This window comes from Cylindrospermum sp. FACHB-282, from assembly GCF_014697195.1.
GTDB lineage: Bacteria > Cyanobacteriota > Cyanobacteriia > Cyanobacteriales > Nostocaceae > Cylindrospermum.
Genome location: NZ_JACJRJ010000031.1, coordinates 1 through 26,187, shown reverse-complemented (window position 1 = coordinate 26,187; position 26,187 = coordinate 1). Strand labels below are relative to the sequence as shown.

Sequence of the window (26,187 nt, the reverse complement as noted above, 5' to 3'; positions counted from 1 at the left end):
TTAGTGGCAAAATCAAATGGATACAAAAGCTTTTAAGCGTAGCCTCCAACATTCTGAAAATTACAATCGTAAGGGGTTTGGTCATCAAGCAGAAATCGCCACCCAGTTGCAGTCTGAGTATCAAAGCGACTTTATTCAGCAAATTCGCGATCGCAACTACATCCTGCAACGGGGTGATGTTACCATCCGACTAGCCCAAGCTTTTGGTTTTTGCTGGGGTGTAGAACGTGCAGTGGCCATGGCATATCAAACCCGTCAGCACTTCCCCACCGAACATATCTGGATTACTAACGAAATTATTCACAATCCTTCTGTAAATCAGCGAATGCAGGAGATGCAAGTAGACTCCATCCCCCTTGATGCTAATAAAAAAGACTTTTCTGTTGTCGCCCCTGGCGATGTCGTCATCTTACCTGCCTTTGGAGCCAGCGTCCAAGAAATGCAGATCCTTCACGATAAAGGCTGCAAAATTGTGGATACAACTTGTCCTTGGGTCTCTAAAGTTTGGAATACAGTAGAAAAACACAAAAAAACCGATTACACTTCCATTATTCACGGTAAATATAAGCACGAAGAAACAGTTGCCACCAGTTCTTTTGCTGGTAAATATCTGATAGTGCTGAATTTACAAGAAGCAGAATATGTTGCTAATTATATTCTCAATGGTGGCAACCGGGAGGAATTTTTGGCAAAATTTGCTAAAGCTGTTTCTGCTGGATTTGACCCAGATCAAGATTTAGCACGGGTGGGTATTGCTAACCAAACCACAATGCTCAAAGGGGAAACTGAGCAGATTGGCAAGCTGTTTGAGCGGACAATGATGCAGAAGTATGCACCCACAGAGTTAAATCAGCATTTTCAAAGCTTCAACACTATCTGTGACGCCACCCAAGAACGGCAAGATGCCATATTGGATTTGGTGCAACAAAATCTAGATTTGATGGTAGTAATTGGTGGGTTTAATTCATCTAATACTACTCAATTGCAACAGATTGCTTTTGAGAGAGGTATTCCTTCCTATCATATTGATGTTGTTGGGCGCATTAAATCAGGTAATTCTATCGAACATCGCCAATTAAACGGAGAGTTGGTAATTACAGAAAATTGGTTACCTGCTGGAAAAATTATAGTAGGGATTACTTCTGGTGCTTCGACACCAGATAAGGTAGTAGAAGATGTGATTTCAAAGATTTTTGTATTGAAGGCGATCGCCAAGGTTGAAGTTTAGTTGATTGCAACTGTCGTTTAAGCGGCAACACACCCCTTTTTAGTAGCTAAGAGGGGTGTGATTTTATCTTACCTGGGTAAATTCTCGCAACTCAAATAGAATTGCTATATCAGCTTTCAGCATATTTGCATACATCCCATAGGGAGATGCCCGATTAAAAAAAGAATGAGTAAATTGGTTTGGGATGTTGTTATGCACTGGATTTATATCAAGGTTTGGTTCACTACCAAACCTTTTTTATATCTATTTCCCATAGCAAATAGTTGCTCGGCAAAATAGAGCGATGACTTTTGGTAGCTCTAGAAGAAAACACACTTTTAAAACGCTTATATCTGAGGATATAGCCCAGAGCAAAATTAAAACAGAAAAGTGCTGCGGATGATGCCGATAGTCACTGGGTCGCTATCAGGTGTATTACCAGGCTCTATGATATGAATTATCCCAGGTGTGATATGGATGTTATCTGTAAGCCGGAAACGATAAAATGCTTCAATGTGAGTCGTTGTTCCTGGTTGTCCCCCTGGTTGTCCCCCATCACCATTTATCAGTCCAGGGACATTGTTTCCTACAGGTAAGTCGCTACTGATGATTTTAGGCGGTTGTCCAACATAAATTCCGCCGAAGTTTCCCTTGGCAAATAAATCAGGAAAATTCAGATATGCCATGTAATTCGTCGTCTCTACAGTGCCCGAAAGCCCCGGAATGTGAGAACTAGTATAACCAGCCCACCCACCCAAGTTAATACCGGATGTAATTTGCCAATTTACAGAAGCACCAACAGCATTGGTTTGTAGAGGCTGTCCGGTTTGTAAATTGCCTCCGCTGTCTTTGGAGCCAGTTAAGCAGTCATCGCCAAGAAAGGTCTGCATACAACCATCTGAGGCGTAATTATTAACGTAATATAAAGATAAATCAAGCGATTTAGTTGGTGCTACCTGCAATTGCACACCAGCAGTAGTGTTACCATCAAATAAACCGCTTTCATTACCGGGATTACCAGGGTTATTACTAGAATAAACTGCCTGCAAACTGGCATTTTTGGCAAATTGCCAATCAACAGCGGCACCAGCGCGTCCAAACCCGGTAAATAAAATCGGGTTTCTTTGTCCAATACGAGATAATGCACCTAAATCAGGGCCTAGTGTTCGCTTGAGAGGGCGGAAATTAGTTACCAAATCCATGCCCGCTGCACCCACTCGCAGGACTAAATTATCAGTAGCCTGCCAGTTAAAAAACAAGTCACTTATGCGCGGTTGAGGAGCAAGATATTGGTAGCCAAGTACAACATTAGTATTAAAACCACTATAAGGGTCAACACTAGGAAATCTGGGAGACGTGGCACCCTGAACATCTGTGATACTTGTCCATAAGAAACTGCGGGGGGAGAATTGACTAACTAAATCCAGCCGTGTGTAGGTGATGACGTTAGCATTAGTCCCACTATCATTGGTATCTTTAATTCCATCTCTGGGATTAACGTCACCACGATTACTAGTCCGCCCTTGAAGGCCAACTACGAATGTTCCATGAAGTTTCGTTGTGGGTGAGAATTGGTTGGCGGCAATTTCGGCAGTGCGGGCTTCTAACTTATCGACTCGACCCCGCAAAGTGGCTAATTCGGGGGCAAATTCTGTTTGTAATTTTTGTAAAGTTGCTAAATCTTCACGGCTGCTTAGATCACTGCTGGCTGTGGCGATTAATTCATTGACTCTATCTAAGCAGGCATTTACACCTGCGGCAAATTCATATCGAGTTAACGCGCGATTACCGCGATAGGTGCTATCTGGATAACCTGCTATGCAACCATAGCGTTCTACTAAAGACTGTAATGCTTGGAATGCCCAATCTGTGGCTTGCACGTCTTTGAGTTGAGATACCGATGTGACTTGTGCCATCGGATCATCGGTAGGTTCTGAAGATTGCTCCTCAGGGGAGATAGGGTTAAGGGTAAAATTTAAATCTATACTCTCCTGTGGTTCTGCGCTTTCTTGTACCTGAGTAATTTCTGCATCCTTGTACTCTTGGGCAAACGCTTTTTGTGTAACTCCGTTCACTGCTCCAATTATTAGCCATAGGAGCATCCAAGCTTTACGATCGCTGCGGTCACCAAGTCTAACTTTCAACTTTTTACACCCTATGCACACTTAACCCCTGAGTCTATTACTAATCATCCTGCCCACACTAGAGAGAATGCACTGAATTTATGTTAGTTAACTTTAATGCGGTAATTTCTTGTTTAATACTTAAACTTTTCCGCGTTCCCAGGGGACTCATTCAATTAAACATTCGGGCTTCGAGTTACTCACTTTAACCGCTATAGTTATAGGCAACTTTTGCAAGTGCTTTTATAAAACAAAAAACATCAAGCCTAAATATAGACCACCTGGAATGACTAAGAACTAATATGGCAAATCCCTGGCGTAAGCTGAAGCCAAAAGCATCTAAACTTAATCGGCAGTATCCAAATGCAACTAAAGGTATCCCCAAAAAACCTCAAACAAAGTCTCACCGGGGAAGTTGGCTGTCGTCAACCCTAGCGCTAGGGTTTTTATTGGGCAGTGGTGGCTTAATTATGGCTTTTGCCTGGATTAGCATTCTCTATATTTTCAATCCAGATCAACTAAGTGGGCTGAATAAAATTTTACCAAAATGGGCACAAATCCCTCTTGGTAACCATGAACGCCCCCAAACCCTCACAGAAATTCAACTCAGCCTGAGTGAACAAAAACAAATAGCTGGGGCTACGCTGTTTTTAGATGAAGAGGCCCAAAACTCGTTTTTGCTGCCAATTTTTCAAAAGCGTGCCAATTGTCAGTCTGATTGTCAAGAAATTGTGGAATTGAGGGTTTATCAGCGTTCAGATGACTTGGAATTCCAATCACAGCCAGAAACTTACTACCATCTAGCAACTCAACTGCCGATAACAGATGCTGAAGAATCCTTTGTAGACTCTACCTGGGTCAAGGCTACATCAGAAAACCAGGATGCTGAAATTTCCCTACCTTTAACGGAAGTGAAACCCTTTGAAGACCATACACCATCATCAGGGGCTTGGTTTTATCTACGGGGTCAGCGCCAACAAGGAACTAGTGCGATCGCATCCAGCGGGGCGCAGCCCATCGCCTATGGTTACATTATCTACTACAATCCTCAACGCACCAACCTACACCAAATGTTATCTTGGTCAAGTCTTAGTGGACACACGCCCAAATGGCAGCAGGTGACTGGTGGTGGCGCCAAAGAGTTAGTTATAGATCAAACAGTAGGTTTAGAACCGCACTTGCAAGTTTACCAAGTCAAATCGATCAAGTTATTCCTCAAGCCGGTGCAACTGGAGGAAATTACCCTCATCCCTCCAGCCCTTGAGGATTCTGCTTACAAAAATGCTCTCTTACTTGCCCGTAGCGGGCTGTGGACACCAGCTTTTGAATGGTTGAAAGATATCCAGAAACAGCGCCAAAATACTCTACCAGAGGCGGCGCAAGCGCAAATGGATTTGATTCGCTTGCACTCCCAACTCACCAAAAACCAAGCAGATAAAAATTGGGCCAGTCCTAGTCAACAGGTGCTGGCAGATTTGATGGATGGTCGATGGACAAAAGCTTTACAGGTATTTGAGTCCTCACCCAATGATGTCCAAGAAATTGCCAGCTTGCTGAAAGTGAATGGAGGACGGTTGTGGAATCGCGCAGCAGTGGCGTTGCAGGTAAACCCCAATCAGCCAGAGGTGCAAGCTTGGGTGGGTTTGATGTTAGCAATTCGCCAGGGGGAAGCATCTGCTAATTCCTGGTTGAACTCCCAGCCAAAAATCACCCCAAAAACTCTAGCCTATATTCAAGGTCTGTTAGCAAAACTCAATGGTGAGGTGACAAAATCTCAAGTTCCCTCTCCTCACCCTAGCCAGATTGTGGGTTCGGTGCAAAAAATTATCCAGGTTAATCAAGGTGAGTGGTTGCAAGCAGATCCGAAAGCAGATTTAAAACTTACGGATAATCAAGTTTGGTATCAGGTGCAGGTGAGTGCATTTCATGATGGTCAAAGTTGGCTAAATTTCCCCTTTGGGAATTTGCGCCTACCCAAAAATTCCCCAGGCAGATTTCTTTGGGAAACTTTGGGGATCATCTCTGACTCTGCAATTGAGATAGTTGTCTGGCTGCCAAATGGGGAACAGCAAATCACCACCGCAACTATTAAAGGGGTGCAATTGCGTCGTGGGGTTTTGCGTCTCTTAGTTGCTGGCGCAATAATTTCTCAGAATCAACACAATGCTCTCCAATCTAAACCTTTAGCGCTAACAGATGCCGCACTGGAATGGGTGCAACCATCACCCATCACTTTCCAAGAACTATATCAACAGAATCCCCAAGGGATAAAGGTAATGCTACTCACTGTATGGCGTTCTTTACAGCAATCCGGTAATCTTCTGCCTGCTGCTATTCCTAGCTTTCAGCAGATGCAGCAACAATTGGGTGATTGGCCTGTGCAAGTGATTGATTTAACTAATAATGCCAAGCCTGAAGTGGTGCTGACTATTTCTGAGGCAGCCATCGCATCTTTAAATCAGCAAGTATCGGGAAATTTAGCGACGGTCAAAAATCAAGGACATCACCGTACCCTCATTGTTTCCGATAGTGGTAATGTAATTTATAGTGACTTTCAGAAAAATTCTGATCAAAGATTGATAGCGATCGCTAAACTTGGCGATGGGCAATCTCTAGCTTTATTGGTAGAAAACCCTAATGGCTACAGCTTGCAGCGCTGGTCAGAGACTAATCAGCGCTTTGAATAATATCTTGGGAAAGTCCAAGCTAGGGCAACACAGACGAATACTGTCTAGAACAATGAATTATTCTGCCTGGTGAGTACCGTCTAGCCGCTGGCTCTTCAGGTTTTGCAACTGCTCTAGCAGAGATTCTACCTCCGCTTGTAAATGCATAAATTTGGTTTGCTGATCGTCTGGATAATAGTCTGTGGTTAACTTGCTGGCCCAGTCGGTCTGGGTTTGGGAATGAGAAACGCGACGAGATGAACAAGTAGACATAGTCATAGCTAATTATTAAATCTAAAACTCAACTCACACCATTAGAGATATTATAATAATGTAATTATAAGCTTTATTACATTATTGTATGATTTTAATCACACACTCTAATGATTTCCCCGTTTAGTTATAAGCGACTGTGATCATAAAGGCTCGGTTATAGAGAAAACATCGACCCTGTGTTATGGAAAGTTTCCTGCCACTGGATGATACTTAGGTGTACTTGATGATTAGCCAGTCTATTATGCTTGTATTGCTTATCGCCCTACTTTTTGCCATTTATGCAAAAAACTACATGAAATACGTTGAGTGTTTGACAAACTACATAAAATAAAATTGGCCAGTGGGGCTTGTGTACCTCAAGAAATAATATTCTTGGGGAATTGAGGTACTAGGATCTGGAAGCAAAGAAAAATTCCCTTTCTTTCTTTTCTTAATCCTGCACTCCCCAATTTCAAAGATCCAATCCTTAGTTAAGAAGTTTTAAATCCCGTGACATTGAGCTTGTCTGCTGCTAAATCTTATCGCCAACCCTGGCCCGGACTGATAGAAGCCTATCGTGAATACTTGCCTGTGAGTGAACATACCCCTGTTGTCACTTTGTTGGAAGGTAATACTCCCTTGATACCAGTGCCGGCGATCGCAGAACGCATTGGCAGACAAGTGCGGGTGTTTGTGAAATATGACGGTCTTAACCCCACTGGTAGTTTTAAAGACCGGGGAATGACAATGGCAATTTCCAAGGCTAAGGAAGCAGGGGCGAAGGCAGTTATTTGTGCCAGTACGGGCAACACCTCTGCCGCAGCGGCTGCTTATGCTAGGCGTGGGGGTATGAGTGCCTTTGTGCTGATTCCCGATGGCTATGTGGCTCTGGGTAAGTTGGCTCAGGCGTTACTTTATGGGGCAGAAGTACTGGCTATTAAAGGTAATTTTGACCAAGCGTTGGAAATTGTCCGCGAGATGGCCGCAAGTTATCCGATCACCTTGGTGAATTCCGTCAACCCCTACCGCCTAGAAGGGCAGAAAACCGGAGCTTTTGAAATTGTTGATGCCCTGGGTGATGCCCCAGATTGGCTGTGCATCCCCGTAGGTAATGCGGGTAATATCACAGCATATTGGATGGGATTTTGTCAATATCATCAAGCTGGAAAATGCGATCGCTTACCCCGGATGATGGGTTTCCAAGCAGCAGGTGCAGCCCCATTAGTCACCGGTCAACCAGTGGCCCATCCGGAAACCCTAGCTACAGCCATTCGCATTGGTAATCCTGCTAGCTGGGAAAAAGCGATCGCCGCCCAATCAGCCAGTCAGGGAAGCTTCAAAGCTGTGACTGATGAGGAAATTCTGGATGCTTATCGACTTTTAGCGGCCTCAGAGGGCATTTTCTGCGAACCTGCCAGTGCTGCTTCTGTAGCTGGGTTATTGCAGGTGAAAGACCAAATTCCTACAGGTGCAACAGTAGTTTGTATTCTCACAGGTAATGGACTCAAAGACCCGGATACAGCTATTAAACATAGTCACAGTCAATTTAAACAGGGTATCCCGGCGGAAATCAAAGCAGTAGCTGAGGCTATGGGATTTTAACAATTCAAACTTCTTAATTCTTCATTTTAAATTAAGCATTAAGAAGTTTCCTTTGTTCCCTGTTCCCCAGCGCTCCGCTCCCTTGCTAGGCTGTCGATGGCATCACCCAAGGCAGTGGTGAGGCTTTTACGGGTTTGGGCGTGGTTGTCTTGCTCAAGTTTCAAAGCTTGCAATAGGCGATCGCGTTCTTTAACAAGGGCGATAAATTTGGTTTTCAATTCCTCGACAGATTTGATTTGAGCTATTTCTTGTTGAATTATGATCGCTGTTGTGGCGTCAGGTAGTGTTTTGGCGTCAATACCCTGGACTTTATGTAGTTCTGCTTTAATTGAGGCGATCGCCTGTTGGGACATTTGGGCATCGGTGCGCCGTTGTTCTGCTTCAGTGTTAAAGAGTTTACGCCATTTTTGCGAACTTTCCCAAGCCTCATCGCGCTCACTCTGAAGTTGGGCCATCTGCTGTTTAAGGGCGTGAATTTCCGCCAGCCACTGTTGTGTTAAATGTGTAGATTTATCAATATTGTCCGTCATTATTTTGGTTAAGCGTAGTAAATAGGTGCTAAATAACCCACTTTCACATTATTCCTTGCTGGTAGCAACATATCCTGCTTTTAAGGAATTATGCCCTGATAGGTCAAAAAGATGATGCGATCACCACGTAATATCTGGCAAAGTTGAGGAAACTAACCAAGTGTGACTCAAATCATGACACAGCCTCGTTTTATCAGCTTCTTTCGCCACCTCAATTGGCCCATCCTTAAAAAAACATTTGCCAGGACAATCGAAAGACGACTTTTAGGGCTAGCCTCAGAAATCGCCTTTAATGCCATTTTATCCCTATTTCCAGCGATTCTTGCCCTGCTTACAGCCATTGGCTTATTGGCAGAATCCTTGCAAGACACCTTTAGAAAAATGGCACTGCAACTGAGTCAAGTGGCCCCAGAAGAAGTTCTGCGTCTGATTAGTGATTTTGCGACTACAGAAATTGCTAACTCCAAAAACAGTGGTTTGTTTTCTCTGAGTTTTGTATTAGCCATTTGGACGGCTTCAGGGGCTATAAGTACTGCAATGACTGCCTTTGATCAAATTCATCAAATTCCCACCCAAAATATCCGTCCCTTTTGGAAAGCGAAACTCATCTCCCTCGGATTAACAGTTGGTACCATCTTGCTGTTGATGCTGGCTTCCTTCTTAGTTTTTATTAGCGATCTATTATTAGGAATGGTGGTTAATAAAAATGCTTCTTTAGTCTTTTTGTTACATCTTTGGCAGCTGTTACTCTGGCCTTTAGCCTTAGGCATGGTGGCCTCTGCCTTTGGCTTCATCTATCGCTATGGACCCAGCGTTTGGAACCCAGGTAAGCCCATGATGCCAGGGGCGATTTTAGCAGCTATTTTCTGGGCGATTCTTTCGGCCCTATTTCGGCTGTACGTCGCAAATTTCGGCAACTACAATAAAGTATATGGTGCCGTAGGGACTGTAATAGTTTTAATGCTGTGGTTGTGGATGAGTGCGCTTGTTCTCCTTGTCGGCGATCAATTGAATGTGATTGTCGGTGAAGATATGCACTCCCAGACGTCAAAATTGGGCAAATAATATTAATCACTAGAGTTTTGCCAACATAATCAAACATTTAAATGTAATTTAGATCCAATATATTAAAAAGGACTATATTGCAAAGAAAAATGTAGACCATTTTCTTGCCATGTTTTGTTCTGGGATTCTACAGCTATTAAAGGAATTCCCCAGTCAAGACGAGCTGTAAAGCGATCGCCCTGTGTCCAGCGCAAACCCAAACCAACAGCAGCTAGGGTATTAGGCTCGGGATCATCTCTACCAGTATTCCAGACAACACCAACATCAGCAAAGGGTATCACGTGTAATATACCTTCCTTTTTCGGTAAGCGCAAAATCGGCACTTGCAGTTCAGCAGAGGCAAAAGCTCCATTATCTGACAAGATATAATCTTGGCGGTAGCCGCGAACACTCTCTTGACCACCTAAGCCAAACTGTTCTAGAGGCACAAGTGCTCTAGAGGCAAACTGCATGTTTCCACGCAGTAAAAGTAACATGTCAGAAGCCAACAGGCGTACCCACTGCCCTTGTCCCCGCCAAGCAAAAAAGCGTCCATCAGGGGCTTGTTCATGAAAGGTGGCATTAAACGCACCAGTGCCTAAGTTGAATTGCGATCGCAAGGCGAAGACTTCCTGGCTGTTGCGAGCAGTCCATTCTTGAAAAAATCGCAGCACAGATAACCTCGTGCGTCCTTCATTATCCGCCCCCAGCAAGGGAAAAGGTTGTCGATCTTCTTCATCATAAGACGCTTCAGTTTCTGTTCGGGAAGCTGACAAACCGAGGGTAAATTCTTGCCTGGGAGTTTGAAATATTGGCTGGCGAAATGTCAGTTCGTAGTAACGAAAATTTGATTCAATACCTAGGATGTCCACAGGACGTTCAATAACATTGCTGGATGCAGAGCCAACACTAAAAATCAGCGTCCCGTTACGTGAATTCAGAGGCAATGTGTAATTAGCCTCAAAGGCGTTACTACCATCAGTATTGGTGTACCCTACACTCAGACTATCTCCTAATCCCAGTAAGTTGGCTTCAGAGACATTTAATCGGCGTCGCAAGCTGCCAACACTAGGCGATCGCCCGTTATCTAGAACCACTTGCGTATTAAAGGTTTTTGCCTCGCTGATCTCGACTTTTAGCACACTCACACCGGAACGCGATCCTGCTGAGAGTTCAGCAGACAAGTTTTCAATCAAAGGATTCAGTTGCAATAATTGCAGCGCCTCTAGCAGCCGATCCCGATTTAAAGGTGCCTTGGTAGCTATTGCTAGGCGACTGCGTATATAATTAGGATTGAGTCTCTGAGTGCTATTTTTCAGGTAACTTACCTGGATATCTTCCAATTTACCTTCAATCACCTGAATTTTCACCACACCAGACTGGATGGTTTGAGGTGGAATATAAGCACCAGAGGTAATGTAACCATTCTTGATATATAGCTCGGTGATTTTAGAAGCAGCCTGAAACACTTCAACCAAAGAGATTCGGTTTTTAGTAAATTTCTTAGTCACTTCAGCTAATTCTTCAGAACTGAATACTGTACTGCCAACAACTTCAAAACGCTCAACAATAATATTTGCCGGAGCATTGACCGGAAAATTTTCATCAGGTGAGGCAGTTGGCTCAGAGGGGGCAAGTAATTCTCCTGGTGGGGGGAGTAGTTGCGGTGTGGGAAATGGAGAAGGCGAAGATGGTTGCACATCCTGCGATGGTGGAAGTTGTTGAGCAAAGACGGCATTGTCCTTTAGCGCTTTTCCCGTCTCTACAGTCTGTGCCTTCAGGGGTCTAGAAGTCATGCTGCCAACCAACACAAATATAGTTAGCTGTAACCAGTACAACGCCAGATTTTCAGGGGATTTGTTGATCATTACACTGAATGAATTTTTGCTAGGAACTATCGAGTAATATGGATAGTGCTTCAGCGGTGAAGATGACTTTGTCATTGGCAGCGATTAACTACCCCTGAGCTTCTAGTTCATCTAGTGGTAAATTTTATAGCATAGCTAATATTAGTCAAATTTGGCCTTAATTTCCGGCGCTATGACTTTAGATGGGCCAAAATTCTTTATTTAGCTTGATACTGGGAATGTCCTCCCATTTGTCGACTTTCCCACAAATATAGAGCAGAAATTTTGGGATTGCTCTGCTCTGTATCCAATAAATAGCCTTTTAAGGGTAGTTTGAAGGTATTACGAATTTACAAAGCCTTGCATTGTGGACTCCAAGATGCAGGTATAATCAACCACAGCGAAATCCTAGTAAAAATCTGTACCTCAATTTACAGCTGATATGATTCAAATCCTTGATTCTACCTTGAGAGAAGGTGAACAAACCCCAGGAGTTTACTTTTCCCCTGAAACAAAATTGGCAATTGCCCACCTTTTAGATCAGATAGGAGTTGATATTATTGAAGCTGGTAATCCCGCAGTAGATAACGAAATTGCTTTAGCTATAACCCGAATTGCCAACGCCGGACTCAAAGCCAAAATAGGCGCTCACTCTCTTTGCCGCATAGACGATGTAAAAAAAGCGCTAGATTGTGGCGTAAACTTTTTAGGAGTCTTTTTTAGTGTTTCCCAACAACGATTACAACAGGAGTACAACATAGGTTTAGAAAAAGCTATAGAAAAAATTGTAGAAGTAATAACTTACGCCAGAGAGCAAGAGGATAATTTATTAATTCGATATACACCAGAAGATACAGTTCGTTCACCGATAGAAAATGTGATTGAGGCCGCAAGCGCAGCAATACATGCAGGAGCCAATATAATTAGCATAGCTGATACGACTGGATACACAACACCATTTCATCAGAACCGCAGTATTTATTATTATGTAAAAACTCTTAAGGAAGAACTGGCAAAAAGAGCATTATATCCACAAATCGAGGTTCATTGTCACAATGATAGAGGTTTAGCCTTAGCAAATGCACTAGATGCCTACAGAGCAGGATCTGATATTATTGATGTAACTGTGATGGGATTAGGGGAACGATCTGGCATTGTCGATTTAGCAGAATTACTCATAAATTTAACGGATATGGTTGAAGGAAAAACCTATTGGAAACTGAGTTGCTTAAAAGATTTATACGATTTAGTTAGTGAGCATTCCCACATCGCTATTCCTCCTCATCACCCATTGGTAGGCAAAAATGCCTTTACCCATTATGCGGGTGTTCATGTTAAAGCTGTTTCCAAAAATGAAGAACTTTATCAAAGTTTAAGTCCAGAAATTCTAGGGAGAAAAAGTAGCTTTGCATTAGGGATGCAATCGGGTTTAGCTGCTGTTGAACTCGCTCTCAAGAAGATTGGGAGAAATGAACTGGTTGAAGACAAAGATTTAGTGGCTAAAATTCTCAAAGAAATTAAAGCGATTGCCAAAAGAGGAACCCCAATCGATATCGAAAAGGAATTGCCAGAAATTGTGGAGCGCTGTAATATTAGCCTGCCAATTACTAATGGGTGTAAGATTTCTGTTTGAGAATACACATTTCAAGCTATTCTATAGCTTTGGGTTACACCAAATTAATTTGGCTGATCCAGCATATCCGCCACATTTATCTTCACAGGAAACTCCTATGGAAATAATGACCTCAATATTAAGGAACTGTTTGTACCCACTAAAACAGCTAGTGGTGCCGGATTCTCAGATTTACTGGCTTTACCTGCTTTCCTCGTTATTAATAACACTGCTGCTCTATCTACTGCACCTTGCTAAGACAGAAGAGAAGAAAAGCTTTCTGGAATACTGCTTTCCCAAAGAAGTTTATCTTCATCATTCCGCAATTCTGGATTTACAGAACTATTTGCCTATGGCGTTGATCAAAGGCTTTCTCATAGTTCCCATCGCCACAGTTATATCTGCAACAGCTATTGCTAATGTAGTCAGCAGATTTTTAAGCTACCTAGCTGGCGTAACTAGCCTTTTTCCAGTCACTGAACCACAGTTTTGGCATCATGTTGCTTTTAGTATTTTTCTGATCCTGGCTATTGACTTTGGCTATTTCTACAATCATTACCTAAGACATCAAAGTCCTCTAATCTGGGAATTCCATAAAATCCACCACACGGCACAAGTGCTAACCCCGCTGACTTTATACCGCCATCATCCTTTCGATTATGTTTTCCAGACAGTGGCGGTTTCTATGTGCTCTGGTGTAGCGATAGGATTGTGGACGTTTCTGTTCGGCAGCCAGATGCAGGTTCTATATCTCAATGGTATTCCCTTTCTGCTGTTCGTCTTTCATCTCACTGGTAATTTCCGCCATTCTCATATCTGGCTAGCATTTCCTTATTGGGTCAGCCATATTTTCATTAGTCCAGCCCAGCACTATATTCATCATGCTAACGAGTCCAAGTATTACGACAAAAATTACGGAAAGATATTCGCAATCTGGGACTGGATGTTTGGTACATTGTATGTTCCGAACAGCTATGAGCATCTCGATTTAGGTTTGCCTGGCGATGAAGGAAAGCCGTTTGATAGTGTAGCAAACTTCTATTTGCAGCCATTTAAGGCAGTACTCAAAAATGCAAAAAACCGAAAACCTCTCTACATCTCAGTTTTGGATGGGGACACCACATCACCCAACCAGATACAAGATTAAAACAAAGCCTTGCTGCTAAAGAGAATAATTTTGGATGTGGAGGCAGAGCTTTAACATCCAAAATTTTCCCTTTCTTAAGTAATGCTATTAGGTAAGCTAGATGAGATATTTATTCAGATATTTATAATGACAAAAACCCAGGAAGAGCAAGTTAATAAACTAAAGCCAGAAACAAAATCGGTGGAAAAATGGGGGGCAACCCTGGGCATTAGCATTGGTGTATTCATTTTTGCCTTGGATGTCTACATAGTCAACCTGGGACTGCCAATGATGGTTGAATCACTCCACACCAGTTTTGCTACCATTCAATGGGTAGTTTTAAGTTATCTGTTAGCGATCGCAATTTTTGTGCTGAGTGCAGCGAAACTGGGCGATATGTGGAGCAAAAAGCGGTTGTACATTATCGGCATGATCATCTTCACAATCAGCTCGCTGTTATGTGGACTTGCGCCAAATGTAAGCTTTTTGATCGCCTTTCGGGCACTCCAAGGACTAGGTGCTGCATTTATGTCAGGACTGGGAACAGCAATGATTGTGGAAGTGTTTCCACCAGAAGAGCGAGGACTTGGGCTAGGCATCAGGGCGGGGGTTTTCGGACTGGGAATTACCTTAGGGCCAACAGTCGGTGGGCTGCTGATTCATTTGGGAGGCTGGCCTTTAATTTTCTTGGTGAATGTGCCAATTGGGATTGTTGGTAGTTTGATTGTGGCTCGTCTTGTACCATCTTCTGTTGTGAGTGGTAGCAAACAAGGCTTTGATCTCATCGGCACCCTCATCCTCACCCTAACATTAACCTGCTTTACACTCGGCATCACCCTACTACAAAGCGGTAGCTCTTCTAATACAGCCCTGACTTTGCTCGTTGTATCTGTCATCAGTTTAGCCTGCTTTTTAGTGGTTGAATCCCGTCTCTTAGAGCCAATGCTCGACTTGGAGATTTTTCGCTCCCTAGAGTTCAGCCTTGGTTTAGCGCTACGTTTTCTGGGGAATTTCGTGATGGCAGGTGTCATCTTCATGCTACCTTTCTTTCTGGAGTTAGTTAAGCACTATCCCACTGAGCAAGCAGGTTTGTTGCTGGCCGTACCGCCAATTCTGATTGTGTTGACAGCACCCATAGCTGGTATTTTTTCTGACCGCTTTGGAGCGTCTATTATCAGCTTAACCGGGTTAGTATTAATGGCAGTTGGTTGCTTGCTCCTCAGCACTTTTGATACTGAATTAACTATACTGAACTATATTCTGTCCATTATTCCCTATGGAGTAGGAGTGGGAATGTTTCAATCGCCTAACAATAGCGCCATTATGGGAGCCGCACCAAAAGAGCGTTTAGGTATCGCTTCGGGATTATTGTCATTATCGCGGATATTGGGACAGACCGCAGGTGTGCCGCTGGTAGGCGCTTTGTTTTCCTTTGTGGCGATCGCCAGTGCTAAACTTGCCCCAAATATCGATGTCACCAAAGCACCTATTGAGGCATTAGTTTTTGGTACGCAGACTACCTTTCGCATCATCGCCGCTTTGTTGATGGTTTCGACAATACTTGCAGTTTTCTTGTGGTTCCTAGAGCGAAAGAAAGCAAAAGAAAGCAAAACTCTTCTAGGTTATGAGAAATCTACCAGACTATTAATTACAGATCATTCCTAGGGGAACAGCATTGTTCCCCAGCGCGTGTTGCATAAGAGCAAAAATTGCTATATTTCCAACCGCTACAACCAGCGCTACCGCCCTATTATAGAGAGGAGTAAACGTTGCTGGGAAAAATTGTGAATAAAAAAAATCTTTTTTTAGTAGGAATTTTTGTATTAGGACTATCACTATTTTTTTGGCTTCATTCTCAAATTGAATTATCAAAAAAGCCGATAAAAGTTGGCGTTCTCCATTCCCTTAGCGGCACAATGGCAATTAGTGAAAAATCTGTTGTTGATGCCACCTTACTTGCTATTGAAGAAATTAACAAAAAAGGTGGCATTCTCGGCAGAAAAATTCAGCCAATTATCGTTGATGGCAAATCTGATTGGAATATGTTTGCCAAAGAAGCAGAAAAACTTATTACTCAAGAAAAAGTTGCCACAGTCTTTGGTTGCTGGACTTCCGCCAGTCGTAAAACTGTTAAACCTGTATTTGAAAAATACAACCATCTACTGATTTATCCCGTCCAGTATGAAGGACTGGAAGATTCACCCAATATCATCTACACAGGCGCTGCACCAAACCAACAAATAATTCCCGCCGTCAAGTGGTCTTTTGATAATTTAGGCAAACGGTTTTTCTTGGTGGGTTCTGATTATGTTTTTCCCCGGACAGCCAACGCCATCATTAAAGACCAAGTAACCGCCTTGCGTGGAGAAATTATAGGCGAAAAATACATACTTTTGGGTAGCAATAATGTAAAAGATATTGTCAAAGAAATATTTGAAACTCAGCCAGATGTCATTTTAAACACAATTAACGGTGATAGTAATATTGCTTTCTTCAAAGCCTTGAGAAAAGCCGGAATTACTGCTGATAAAATTCCCACTATTTCCTTTAGCATTGCCGAAGAAGAACTGAGTTATTTGCCTAAACAAGACGTAGTAGGCGATTATGCAGTTTGGAATTACTTCCAGAGCATTGATGATGGAACTAATCATAAATTTATCAAAAATTTTAAAAAGAAATATGGTGAAAATAGAGTTACATCTGACCCCATTGAAGCAGGCTATTTTGGGGTTTATTTATGGGCACAAGCCGTGGAAGATGCAGCTACAGATGAAGTAAATTCTATTCGGCAATATATCAAAGACCAAAGTTTTAAAGCACCAGAAGGCGTTGTATATATAGATTCTAGTAACCAACATACCTGGAAAACAGTCAGAGTTGGAAAAATTAAAACAGACGGACAATTTGAAATAGTTTGGAACTCAGATAAACCAATTCGTCCCGTACCCTATCCCCTCTCCCGTTCCAAAGCTGACTGGGATAAATTCTTAACCGTTCTCTATCAGGGTTGGAACAAAAATTGGGCTAATCCTGGTTAATAAATGGAGGTGAGATTTGAAACACAAAAAAATTGTTAATAAACTCCTATTATGGTTTTTACTAATTTCCTTAGTTCCTCTAACTACAGTTACATCTATCAAATATTATATTGCCAGTAGTTCTCAAAAAAAAGAAGTCAATAATAATCTGGCTTCTATTGTAGATAACAAAGCCAAGCGACTAGAAAATTATCTCAATGAAAAACAAAAAAATGCCGCAGCTATTGCCCAAATTCCAAACATAGTTGATGCAATTGAACAGTATGAAACAGCTTATAAAGCTTATGGTATTAACTCGCTAATCTATCAGCAGGTAGATGATAAATATAGACCTTTTCTTTCTAATTATTTAGAAATATTTGGCTATTCTGATATTTTTTTAGTATCTCAATCTGGTGACGCTATTTTTTCAATAAAGCGCGGTAAAGAATTTGGCACAAACTATTACAACGGAAGTTATAATAATTCTGAAATAGCGAAAGTGTTTGACCGAGCTAAAACATTGATGCAAGTTGAAATATCCAACTTTAGCTATTATGCAGCTACCAATGAACCTGCCGCATTTATTGCTTCTCCTGTATTTAAAAAAAATCTAATTATTGGTGTGGTAGTGTTGCAACTGAATAATCATGAGTTTAATCAAGTGGTCAACGATTACACTGGTTTGGGCAAAACTGGTGAGACAATAGTCGGTTCGGTAATCGGTCAAAGCATAGTCTTTACCTCTCCAACTAGACACGACCAAAAAGCAGCCTTTCAAAGAAGTGTGAATATTGGTAAGCCGCAATTACACCCAAAGGCTGGCTTTCCAATAAATGTAAATCTTGTCCAGCAGCAATTACACCCACTAGTCCAAGCAACTTACGGTATTAAAGGAATTGGTATTAGTATTGATTATCGAGGTCAAGAAACTATCGCAGCCTGGAGATATTTACCTTCTATAAATGGTGGGCTTTTGGTGAAAATGGATACAGCAGAAGCCTTTATCAGCTTAAACTCCCTGAAAAATCTTGTGATTATTTTAGGAATAATTACAATTTTTTTGGTGACATTTGCCGCTATTGTAGTTGCCAAATCTATTTCTAGCCCAGTTGTTGAACTCACTCAAATTGTTCAAGAATTTGCTCAAGGAAATCTGCATAAACAAGCACCAGTTGTTACCCATAACGAAATTGGTCAATTGGCGGAATCATTTAACGCCATGGCAAAACAACTAGAAGAAAATTTTGAAACTATCCAAGTGCGAGAACAGGAACTTGCTATTGCCAAAGAACGACTAGAAGCAGTATTAGCAAAATTAAGCCAGGAAGCACAGCAACTAGCTGCTCAACTGGTGCAGAGCGAAAAGATGTCTAGCTTGGGGCAGTTGGTAGCAGGTGTGGCACATGAAATCAACAACCCAGTCAACTTTATTTATGGTAATCTCACCCCGGCTAATCAATACATCCAAGATTTACTCAGACTACTACAACTTTATCAGCGTCACTATCCTCACCCAATCGCAGAAATTCAAGATGAAGCAGAAGAAATCGATCTTGATTTCTTAGTTACAGACCTCCCTAAGTTGCTAGTTTCGATGAAGGTTGGGGCTAAAAGAATTACAGAAATTGTGCTGTCTCTGCGAAACTTTTCTCGTTTGGATGAGGCAGAAATGCAAGCGGTGAATATTCATGAGGGTATCGATAGTACGCTAATGATTTTGGGAAATCGTCTCAAAGCTACATCTGACCGTTCAGCAATTGAGGTGATTAAAGAATATAGCGACCTGCCACTTGTAGAGTGTTATGTTGGACAACTCAATCAGGTATTGATGAATATTCTGGCAAATGCGCTTGATGCTTTGGAAGAGTCAATTGTCAATAGTCAGTGGTCAGAGAGTAAACCACAGATTCGCATTGCTACTGAACTGGCTGGAGAACAAGAAGTAATGATTCGTATTGCCGATAATGGTCTTGGCATTCCCAAAAATTTGCAAGCGCGATTATTTGACCCATTTTTTACTACCAAACCGGCAGGCAAAGGTACAGGGTTAGGTTTATCTATTAGTTATCAGATTATCACTGAAAAACATCAGGGAAAATTGGAATGTGTTTCCTCCCCTGGTAAGGGGACAGAATTTGTGATTGTAATTCCCCTAAATCAGCTAGAAGCGCGAGGGACAGAAGGGTAACGTCGATGAATTCTTAACAGACGTAGCCAGCGCATCCAAGTTTTAGCTGGTTGCTCAAAGACGGTGAAAATATCGCCAAAACCAAAGTTAGTTTTTTGATGGTGTAGCCAGTGTTGTTCAGGAGTCGTGATGAATAGAATCTGGCACAAAATAGCTACGGGTTTTGGAGTTTGCCAACCCAAGGCTACTACATGTCGCCACCACACATGAAGCTGACCAAGCAGTAGTCCAGAGATAACGCCGATGGGAGAGAAAGACCACAGAACTACTGCCATAAGCAGGTATGGCAGGGCACCCAAGATACCATCTAAAAGAACCTGGGGATTTAAGGTCAAAATAGCGTAGTGGCGGAAGTCTTTCTTCCAGGAGTGATGCGTTGTCAAGTGGAGGTTACCAAAAACATGCTCAGGTACGTGGTAACAGAAAGTTGAGAGAAAATCGCCAAAAAACAGTAATAACCAAGCAATAGCGATAGCCTCAAGCATTTGTACTCCTTAGGTTTAGTAAAAAACTCCACAGAAAAAAGTAGCCAAATTTCATGCTGAATTACGCTATAGCGTAATTGGGCATTTCGCAATCGCTCCGGCATAGACTGGCATTCTCCCCAAGGGAGGTTTACACCCAAGCCGCTACAGAAACGAGAAGCTGTTTTGCTTGTTGTCTGTCTATGCTTTACTTGGTTCTGCTCAGAATCTATCTAGGTAGGGAACTAGCAGTTTCATCAATTTATCATCCTTAATTGCAGTACACAGCAACTGTTGACAGCCTGCTTTCTGGTTTTTAGCTCTGAGTTGATGGAAATAATACATCTCAATCTCGATAGGAATACTGTAATTTATTATAGTCACTTTACAATCTTCTTACTAAGCCATACGGCATTAGCAAAGGTTGAGTTAAAACTGGTAAAAATTTAGGTTAAGTTTTCTCTTCCAGCCAAATGGGTGACTTTCCTCAAACCTTTCACCGAAGTGTATTCCAACCATTGTTTGTGCGTGTCTAATTGTGTTGATTAATTAATTTTGAGGAAAAAACTCAGCACGAATTGCCAAGCCATGCAAATATAAAGAAAATATTAAAAAAATAAAACCTCATGATAACTGCCAAAATAATGCAACAAGTCTGGGCTGTAATCGAGTCAACTCAAGTCAGCACCCTCCTCCAGTTTGACGATACTGCCTTAGTACAATTGCTCCTCCAGCAGTTAAAAGCCAAGCAAGTAATCGACGCGCAGGCAGATATTAGCCTCAATACTTACATCAAATCTAAACTGCCACTAATTCGCGACACGGCTGAAGGCCGACTATCCTTCGGGCAAGACAATCATTAGCACGAGTAACCAAATGATTGCTCTCTGCCAAACATCTTCAAGAAAGTTCGACCAGTACAATATGATGAATCACTGGCTAGGAATTGCCCTCGTAGCTTATCTAATGGGAGCAGCGATTGAAGGGGCGAGTACAGCTAGTCAGCTATTTCATTCAGCGCCAGAGCTAATTAAAGACACACAAGACAACCCCTCAGAGTCTGCCACTCCACCTAGCATAAGTTGGCGACTTGTCGCCGCTATTGCCTCGGTAAGTATTTGTGGAGCTTGCTGCTGGCCCTGCCGCCTACTCCACCGTTCAATTAAAGGGGGTCGGAAAGATGGGGAAGCAAAATAATCCGAAACTGTAGATATACTTATTAACCAGACTTCAGGTAAATTTTTTAGAGAAATTTTGAATAATTTCTTAGTTATTGATAATTTTCCCCAATTCCCATTGCCCCTAATCCCCAGAGGGGTCTCCTATTTGCCCAATCCCTCATCCCTAATCCTTAGATTTCCTACTCCCTCAGACCCCATATGTGGCACAATATAAAACTGTAAATAAGAAAATTATTGTTTAAGGTAATATAGTGAATCCAACTGCTCAATCTACGGCAAGTGCGCGCCGCGTGGTCTTTCCCTTTACGGCCATCGTGGGACAAGAAGAAATGAAACTGGCGCTGCTGTTGAACGTGATTGACCCCAAAATTGGTGGTGTAATGATAATGGGCGATCGCGGCACCGGCAAATCCACAACCATCCGGGCGCTGGCGGATCTACTGCCAGAGATACCTGTAGTTGCCAATGACCCCTTTAATAGTGACCCCAGCGACCCGGACTTGATGAGCGATGAAGTCCGCCAAAAGTTACAACAAGGTGAAGAAATTCCCATAGCTCACAAAAAAGTCCAAATGGTAGACCTGCCATTAGGAGCCACAGAAGACCGAGTTTGCGGCACTATCGACATAGAAAAAGCTTTATCGGAGGGTGTAAAAGCTTTTGAACCAGGACTACTGGCTAAAGCTAACCGAGGCATTCTCTACGTAGATGAAGTCAACTTGTTAGACGACCATTTAGTAGACGTATTACTCGACTCCGCCGCCAGTGGTTGGAACACGGTGGAACGGGAAGGGATTTCTATCCGTCACCCAGCACGATTCGTTCTCGTTGGTTCCGGAAACCCAGAAGAAGGCGAACTGCGCCCCCAACTACTCGACCGCTTTGGGATGCACGCTGAAATTCACACCGTTAAAGAACCAGCTTTGCGCGTGCAAATTGTGGAACAACGCTCGGAATTTGACCAAAATCCCCTGGAATTTACCGAAAAATATAAACCTCAGCAAGAAGCACTGCAAGAGCAAATTGTTAATGCTCAGGAGCTTTTGCCAAAAGTCAACCTTGACTATGATATGCGGGTAAAAATTTCAGAAATTTGTTCAGAATTAGATGTAGATGGTTTGCGAGGTGACATTGTTAGTAACCGCGCAGCCATTGCCTTAACCGCATTAGAAGGGCGTATAGAAGTTACCGTTGATGATATTCGCCGCGTGATTACTTTATGTCTGCGTCACAGGCTGCGTAAAGACCCTTTAGAATCAATTGATTCAGGCTACAAAGTGGAAAAAGCTTTTAGTCGCGTCTTTGGCGTCGAACTATCAGAAGATAATGCTGCACAAAAAAACAGCACAGGTCAAGTTAAAACAGGAATTAGGTAATAGGAATTGGGGACTGGGGAAAATATCAACTAAATAACCAATACCCCACCCACAATTGAGGAATCAGCACTCAGAACTTCAAACTCAGCACTGACTATGAGATTGTGGCACTTCTGGTTAAACAGCTTTATTTTATCTAGCCAACACAACCCACCCCGGTTTGTAGAGTTATTGATGCTCTTATTGGCGATCACTATGCTATTAATTGCGACTATCTTACCAGACAGGCCTTATTTAGTCTTGGGTTTGAGTTTTGTAGTTGGGTCATCTATTTCTATCTTAGTGCGGGAAGCGATCGCACCCTCACCCCAGATTCGACTAACCCAACTAACAGCATTACTATTACTCTTCATCAGCCTTTATGGCTTTGCCGATTTAATCAATACGCTCTAAAATTAGTCAGTGGTCAGTAGGGACAAGTTTAAGTATGTATTTGTGAGCAAACGAGATATCTTATTGAACCCACCTGTACAGTGCTAGGAGTTATCAAAACCGACTATTAACTCCAACCTTGCATCTCCACTAATTCCATACACAATTCATTAATTTGCTCCAAGTCAGGTCTGTGAGATAGCGTTGATTGTTCATAAAAAATGTCCATTTGGGCAACTAAATCCTCTGCCATTTTCATGACCTGCTCGTAAGCATACTTACCCTGAAGGATAGCTTTTAAATCCTCAACATCACCAGCTATCCTTCTATCCACAACTAGTTCCCCTGTACGCAATATTTCAAGTCCACTTCGTAGCAATCTAATACAGTGCATCCCATGCTTAAGGTCAAAACCTGACTTTCTTTCCATTTCCGCCCTAGCTGGATTTCTATTCTCCTGCCAAGACAAGTAAGCTTTCCATTCTCTTACAGCTATTTGATAGCTTTGACTTTTCTGAAGCAGGCGGATAAAGTCTTTACGACTATTAGTTAATTTTTGGGTATATTCCAAAGTTTTATCGGGCAGAGTGTATTGTTTCAATACACCTTTAAAATCAATATCTGCCGTTAGCAATTGGTATAATTGCTCGGCTTCTTCCAAAAACTCAATTTTACCTCTGATTAAATTATAAAGATACTCCAGAAAAGCGTTTAGCTCATCTTTACTCAGTGGAGCTTCATCCTCTATATCAAAGTCAGATGGTAGAGGTTTCTTTTGCGGTGGATTTAACAACCACTTGCGATGGGTTTCCATCTTTTTGATTTGAGCAAAGGCATAACCAGAGTAAGTATGCTTTACTTTCTTGCTCAGAAATAGCTTTTTGTGATTAATTAAATGCTGTCCAATTGGCGTTAAGTAAGGATAGTTATGCAACCACAGCAACTCTAAAACATTAGGATTCGCTCCAGATAATAACTGAACGACTTTCCTTAACTCATAGATCACCGTGTCTTTGTTGCCATCTATAAACGGAAATATTCCTGGTTCATCCCAGCCAGTATCTTTTTGTTCTATGTTATCGAATCCTAAATAGTAACGCTTGGGTGCAATAAACACTCCCCGATAATCATAGTCAGAATCAGGACGATTTAAACCATAGCCGTGACTACCTGCCAACCCAATAAAAATCGTTCTTTGTTCAACTTCTATTCTTTTCACTCTAGTGGTTCTCCCTCGTTCTGATCTACCAAATCATTATCTAACAGACGCTGGAATTCTTGCTTTTGCAGATAGCTACTGTATGCATCTAGGTACTTCCTCTCTCTGGCTAGTAAACACTTTTCCCCAGTGTAATTTCTGGAAACTGCCATGCCAGGTCTTGACGGTAACTTCTCAATCCCTTCTCCATGAGGTATCAAAAAAGCCAAACTAGTACAAATAACCTATTATAGAAAAGTCTAGATTTGATTCGCTGTGAGTCGGTCTTATCTGATGGTTAAAGGAAATCTGAGCAACGGAATCCGCCACTCAGATATATTAGTGTTCTTATGTGTTCATAATTAACTACACAAACAACAATCTACATTTCGGCAATCAAGGGAATTTTTTTGTTGGCACTTCCAGGGAAAGTCTAAAATTATGTGAGAGGTTGACTTCACAGCAGCCAATAAAATATAATTATGGATCGTCTGTCTAATTCCTGCTCGGATCAGGTAGACATACTACAAAAGCTGGCAATAGTGATTCATTGCATCACTCCAAAATATCAAAGTCAGCTACCTGTACGGCAACCCTAAGGACAATTCCATGACCTACGCAATTATTGAAACTGGCGGCAAACAACTAAAAGTCGAGGCGGGTCGATTTTACGACATTGAGCTTCTGACTGCCGAACCAGATGAAAAAGTTACCATAGAAGCAGTATTACTAGTGCAGCATGAGGGCGAAGTCACCATTGGACAGCCGCTAGTGGCAGGTGCGACTGTGGAAGGAACGGTGCTGAGACATTTCAGAGGTCGTAAAGTCCTGGTGTACAAAATGAAGCCGAAAAAGAAAACCCGCAAAAAGCGGGGGCATCGCCAGGAAATCACCAGATTTTTGATTAACTCCATCAACCTCAATGGTGCAGTGTTGGCTTACCAAGAAGCCGCAACCATTGTGGAAACTCCAGACACTGATGAATTTCCCACTGAAGAAACCCCTGCCGAATCATAAACAATCATTAAATACATAAGGAGGAAATCATGGCTCATAAGAAAGGAACAGGTAGTACACGCAACGGTCGCGACTCTAATGCCCAACGACTAGGTGTAAAGCGTTTTGGTGGACAAGCTGTGCGTGCAGGAAACATTCTCGTGCGTCAACGCGGTACTAAATTTCACCCTGGTAATAACGTCGGTATTGGTAACGATGACACTCTGTTTGCCTTAATTGATGGCGTGGTCACCTTTGAGAGAAAGGGCAAAACCCGCAAAAAAGTTAGCGTTTACGCAGCCGTTACAGCTGAAGCAACAGCAAGTTAATAATTAGTCGTTAGTCAGTGGTCAATACTCAAAAACCACTGACTACTGACCTTGACAACAAACTTTAAATTAACTTGTAGACTAGAACACCTGCAGCTAAACCTACCAATGAAAAGATAGACGTGAACGAAAAGACAAGCCATTGCCTCAAACCAGCTACTTGAAAATCTATTCTTACTAATATAGTTGCAGAAAGAATGAGTAAAGTATCAAGAAACACTCGAAACCAGGCAAGCATGACAAAGAGTAGGAAAGCTGCTAAAATGGCAACGCCAAAACTCCTGGTATTGGATTTTAACAAGATACTATAAAACTCTGCTACTCTCGACCAAGGAGTGGTTAAGCTAACTACCATAAGCAAAATAGCAACCACAACTGCTAGCCAAACAAACCAAGGGGCTTGTGTTTCGGATATTACCCAGCCCAACGTACTATAGCTAAGTAGTACTAGCGCTAGGGAAAACCAAGGAACTCTTTTCAGGATTGACATATATTGGTATTCCCAGTACTAGAGTTTGAAACAGGTTGTCAAAAATTTCAACGTTATCCCTCAGAACTGGCCTCATTAGGTGAGGTAAAGCCCCCATTAAGTCGCATACTTTAGTATCCTTTACTTAATTTATCGCCAAAACAACTTTAAAACCCACATTCTGCAGATGTAACTCAGATTATTGATATTTTTGAAAAATCTCAGTCAGAAAAATTTTATTCACTAAATTGTCTGGCTGAGGTGAAATTTATTCTGCTAAAAAATAGAGCAGATTAAGTAAGTTAATTTTATGAGTTATTAAACTAGATTCTCTCTGTCAATTAAGGGAGTTATTTGGGTTAAAAGTGGCAGTGGCGATAGTTTGAGAAGAGGAGAAAAACAAAAAACCCCTCTAAGTTGAATTAGAGAGGTTTTTTGCCGATAAATAACCTGGCATCGAGCTATTTTTGCGTTTGGCTACCCAAAAACTATCGTCGCCGCAGTAGCGTTTCACAACTGAGTTCGGGAAGGGGTCAGTGTGGTTCCACTACGCAATAGACACCAGGAAAGAATTCAAAATTA

Annotated in this window: 23 protein-coding genes and 1 rRNA gene; 15 read left to right on the top strand and 9 right to left on the bottom strand. The window is 42.1% G+C overall.

Annotated features, from left to right (window positions below):
- The first annotated feature begins 16 nt into the window (after positions 1–16).
- The gene (locus tag H6G32_RS16600; protein ID WP_190460223.1) at positions 17–1,228 is read left to right on the top strand and encodes a 4-hydroxy-3-methylbut-2-enyl diphosphate reductase; all 1,212 of its coding nucleotides are present in this window, start codon (positions 17–19) and stop codon (positions 1,226–1,228) included.
- A 356-nt stretch (positions 1,229–1,584) separates the two neighbouring features.
- Here the strand turns inward: H6G32_RS16600 and H6G32_RS16595 are convergent, their stop codons facing one another.
- Entirely contained in the window at positions 1,585–3,309 is a 1,725-nt protein-coding gene (locus H6G32_RS16595) for an iron uptake porin (RefSeq protein ID WP_190460312.1), read from the bottom strand.
- 323 nt (positions 3,310–3,632) lie between these two features.
- On the opposite strand from H6G32_RS16595, the gene H6G32_RS16590 reads away from it, so the two are divergent.
- Positions 3,633–6,017 carry a hypothetical protein gene (locus H6G32_RS16590; RefSeq protein ID WP_190460220.1) on the top strand — a complete coding sequence of 795 codons (2,385 nt, stop codon included), beginning with the start codon at positions 3,633–3,635 and terminating at the stop codon, positions 6,015–6,017.
- A gap of 57 nt (positions 6,018–6,074) precedes the next feature.
- Here the strand turns inward: H6G32_RS16590 and H6G32_RS16585 are convergent, their stop codons facing one another.
- Positions 6,075–6,269: a hypothetical protein gene (locus tag H6G32_RS16585; protein WP_190460217.1), complete on the bottom strand. Its 195-nt coding sequence runs from the start codon at positions 6,267–6,269 to the stop codon at positions 6,075–6,077.
- Positions 6,270–6,761: 492 nt separating this feature from the next.
- Between H6G32_RS16585 and thrC the strand changes: the two genes are divergently transcribed.
- Entirely contained in the window at positions 6,762–7,853 is a 1,092-nt protein-coding gene (gene thrC, locus H6G32_RS16580; RefSeq protein WP_190460215.1) for a threonine synthase, read from the top strand.
- Positions 7,854–7,891: 38 nt separating this feature from the next.
- Here the strand turns inward: thrC and H6G32_RS16575 are convergent, their stop codons facing one another.
- Positions 7,892–8,383: a hypothetical protein gene (locus H6G32_RS16575; protein ID WP_190460213.1), complete on the bottom strand. Its 492-nt coding sequence runs from the start codon at positions 8,381–8,383 to the stop codon at positions 7,892–7,894.
- A 174-nt stretch (positions 8,384–8,557) separates the two neighbouring features.
- Here H6G32_RS16575 and H6G32_RS16570 point away from each other — a divergent pair, with 174 nt between their 5' ends.
- Positions 8,558–9,448, top strand: a complete 891-nt coding sequence (locus H6G32_RS16570; protein ID WP_190460210.1) for a YihY/virulence factor BrkB family protein — start codon at positions 8,558–8,560, stop codon at positions 9,446–9,448.
- A 62-nt stretch (positions 9,449–9,510) separates the two neighbouring features.
- On the opposite strand, the gene H6G32_RS16565 is transcribed toward H6G32_RS16570, so the two are convergent.
- Complete coding sequence (locus H6G32_RS16565; RefSeq protein WP_190460310.1) at positions 9,511–11,295, bottom strand: ShlB/FhaC/HecB family hemolysin secretion/activation protein; 1,785 nt, start codon at positions 11,293–11,295, stop codon at positions 9,511–9,513.
- Positions 11,296–11,716: 421 nt separating this feature from the next.
- Between H6G32_RS16565 and H6G32_RS16560 the strand changes: the two genes are divergently transcribed.
- The 5 genes from H6G32_RS16560 (at position 11,717) to H6G32_RS16540 (ending at position 19,220) form a co-directional block, all read left to right on the top strand.
- Positions 11,717–12,907, top strand: coding sequence for a LeuA family protein (locus H6G32_RS16560; RefSeq protein WP_190460208.1), 1,191 nt, complete (start codon positions 11,717–11,719; stop codon positions 12,905–12,907).
- Between the two features lie 49 nt (positions 12,908–12,956).
- Complete coding sequence (locus H6G32_RS16555; protein WP_242046619.1) at positions 12,957–14,033, top strand: sterol desaturase family protein; 1,077 nt, start codon at positions 12,957–12,959, stop codon at positions 14,031–14,033.
- Between the two features lie 126 nt (positions 14,034–14,159).
- On the top strand, positions 14,160–15,677 hold the full coding sequence (locus H6G32_RS16550) for an MFS transporter (RefSeq protein ID WP_242046618.1): 1,518 nt from the start codon (positions 14,160–14,162) through the stop codon (positions 15,675–15,677).
- 119 nt (positions 15,678–15,796) lie between these two features.
- A complete protein-coding gene (gene urtA / locus H6G32_RS16545; protein ID WP_190460206.1) occupies positions 15,797–17,050 on the top strand; it encodes an urea ABC transporter substrate-binding protein in 1,254 nt (417 codons plus the stop codon).
- 16 nt (positions 17,051–17,066) lie between these two features.
- Positions 17,067–19,220 carry a sensor histidine kinase gene (locus H6G32_RS16540; protein ID WP_190460204.1) on the top strand — a complete coding sequence of 718 codons (2,154 nt, stop codon included), beginning with the start codon at positions 17,067–17,069 and terminating at the stop codon, positions 19,218–19,220.
- Here the strand turns inward: H6G32_RS16540 and H6G32_RS16535 are convergent.
- Entirely contained in the window at positions 19,190–19,705 is a 516-nt protein-coding gene (locus H6G32_RS16535; protein WP_190460202.1) for a sterol desaturase family protein, read from the bottom strand. The genes H6G32_RS16540 and H6G32_RS16535 overlap by 31 nt on opposite strands.
- 605 nt (positions 19,706–20,310) lie before the next feature.
- On the opposite strand from H6G32_RS16535, the gene H6G32_RS16530 reads away from it, so the two are divergent.
- The 4 genes from H6G32_RS16530 to H6G32_RS16515 all read left to right on the top strand — a co-directional run bounded on the left by H6G32_RS16530 (position 20,311) and on the right by H6G32_RS16515 (position 22,634).
- Complete coding sequence (locus H6G32_RS16530; protein WP_190460201.1) at positions 20,311–20,547, top strand: hypothetical protein; 237 nt, start codon at positions 20,311–20,313, stop codon at positions 20,545–20,547.
- A 61-nt stretch (positions 20,548–20,608) separates the two neighbouring features.
- Positions 20,609–20,881, top strand: a complete 273-nt coding sequence (locus H6G32_RS16525) for a hypothetical protein (RefSeq protein WP_190460199.1) — start codon at positions 20,609–20,611, stop codon at positions 20,879–20,881.
- 235 nt (positions 20,882–21,116) lie between these two features.
- Positions 21,117–22,241 carry a magnesium chelatase ATPase subunit I gene (gene bchI / locus H6G32_RS16520; RefSeq protein WP_190460197.1) on the top strand — a complete coding sequence of 375 codons (1,125 nt, stop codon included), beginning with the start codon at positions 21,117–21,119 and terminating at the stop codon, positions 22,239–22,241.
- Between the two features lie 96 nt (positions 22,242–22,337).
- The gene (locus H6G32_RS16515; protein ID WP_190460195.1) at positions 22,338–22,634 is read left to right on the top strand and encodes a hypothetical protein; all 297 of its coding nucleotides are present in this window, start codon (positions 22,338–22,340) and stop codon (positions 22,632–22,634) included.
- Between the two features lie 106 nt (positions 22,635–22,740).
- Here H6G32_RS16515 and H6G32_RS16510 read toward each other — a convergent pair whose 3' ends face one another.
- Together H6G32_RS16510 and H6G32_RS16505 are read right to left on the bottom strand one after the other, a co-directional pair.
- Positions 22,741–23,832, bottom strand: coding sequence for a nucleotidyltransferase domain-containing protein (locus H6G32_RS16510; RefSeq protein WP_190460193.1), 1,092 nt, complete (start codon positions 23,830–23,832; stop codon positions 22,741–22,743).
- A complete protein-coding gene (locus H6G32_RS16505; RefSeq protein ID WP_190460191.1) occupies positions 23,829–23,984 on the bottom strand; it encodes a hypothetical protein in 156 nt (51 codons plus the stop codon). The genes H6G32_RS16510 and H6G32_RS16505 overlap by 4 nt, the downstream gene beginning before the upstream one ends.
- Positions 23,985–24,420: 436 nt before the next feature.
- On the opposite strand from H6G32_RS16505, the gene rplU reads away from it, so the two are divergent.
- On the top strand, positions 24,421–24,828 hold the full coding sequence (gene rplU, locus H6G32_RS16500) for a 50S ribosomal protein L21 (protein ID WP_190460189.1): 408 nt from the start codon (positions 24,421–24,423) through the stop codon (positions 24,826–24,828).
- Positions 24,829–24,857: 29 nt separating this feature from the next.
- Positions 24,858–25,136, top strand: coding sequence for a 50S ribosomal protein L27 (rpmA, locus tag H6G32_RS16495; RefSeq protein WP_190460187.1), 279 nt, complete (start codon positions 24,858–24,860; stop codon positions 25,134–25,136).
- Between the two features lie 64 nt (positions 25,137–25,200).
- Here the strand turns inward: rpmA and H6G32_RS16490 are convergent, their stop codons facing one another.
- Positions 25,201–25,626 (bottom strand): hypothetical protein, encoded by a 426-nt coding sequence (locus H6G32_RS16490; RefSeq protein ID WP_190460185.1) that lies wholly within the window; start codon positions 25,624–25,626, stop codon positions 25,201–25,203.
- 427 nt (positions 25,627–26,053) lie between these two features.
- Positions 26,054–26,171 (bottom strand): 5S ribosomal RNA (gene rrf, locus H6G32_RS16485).
- Between the last annotated feature and the right edge of the window lie 16 nt (positions 26,172–26,187).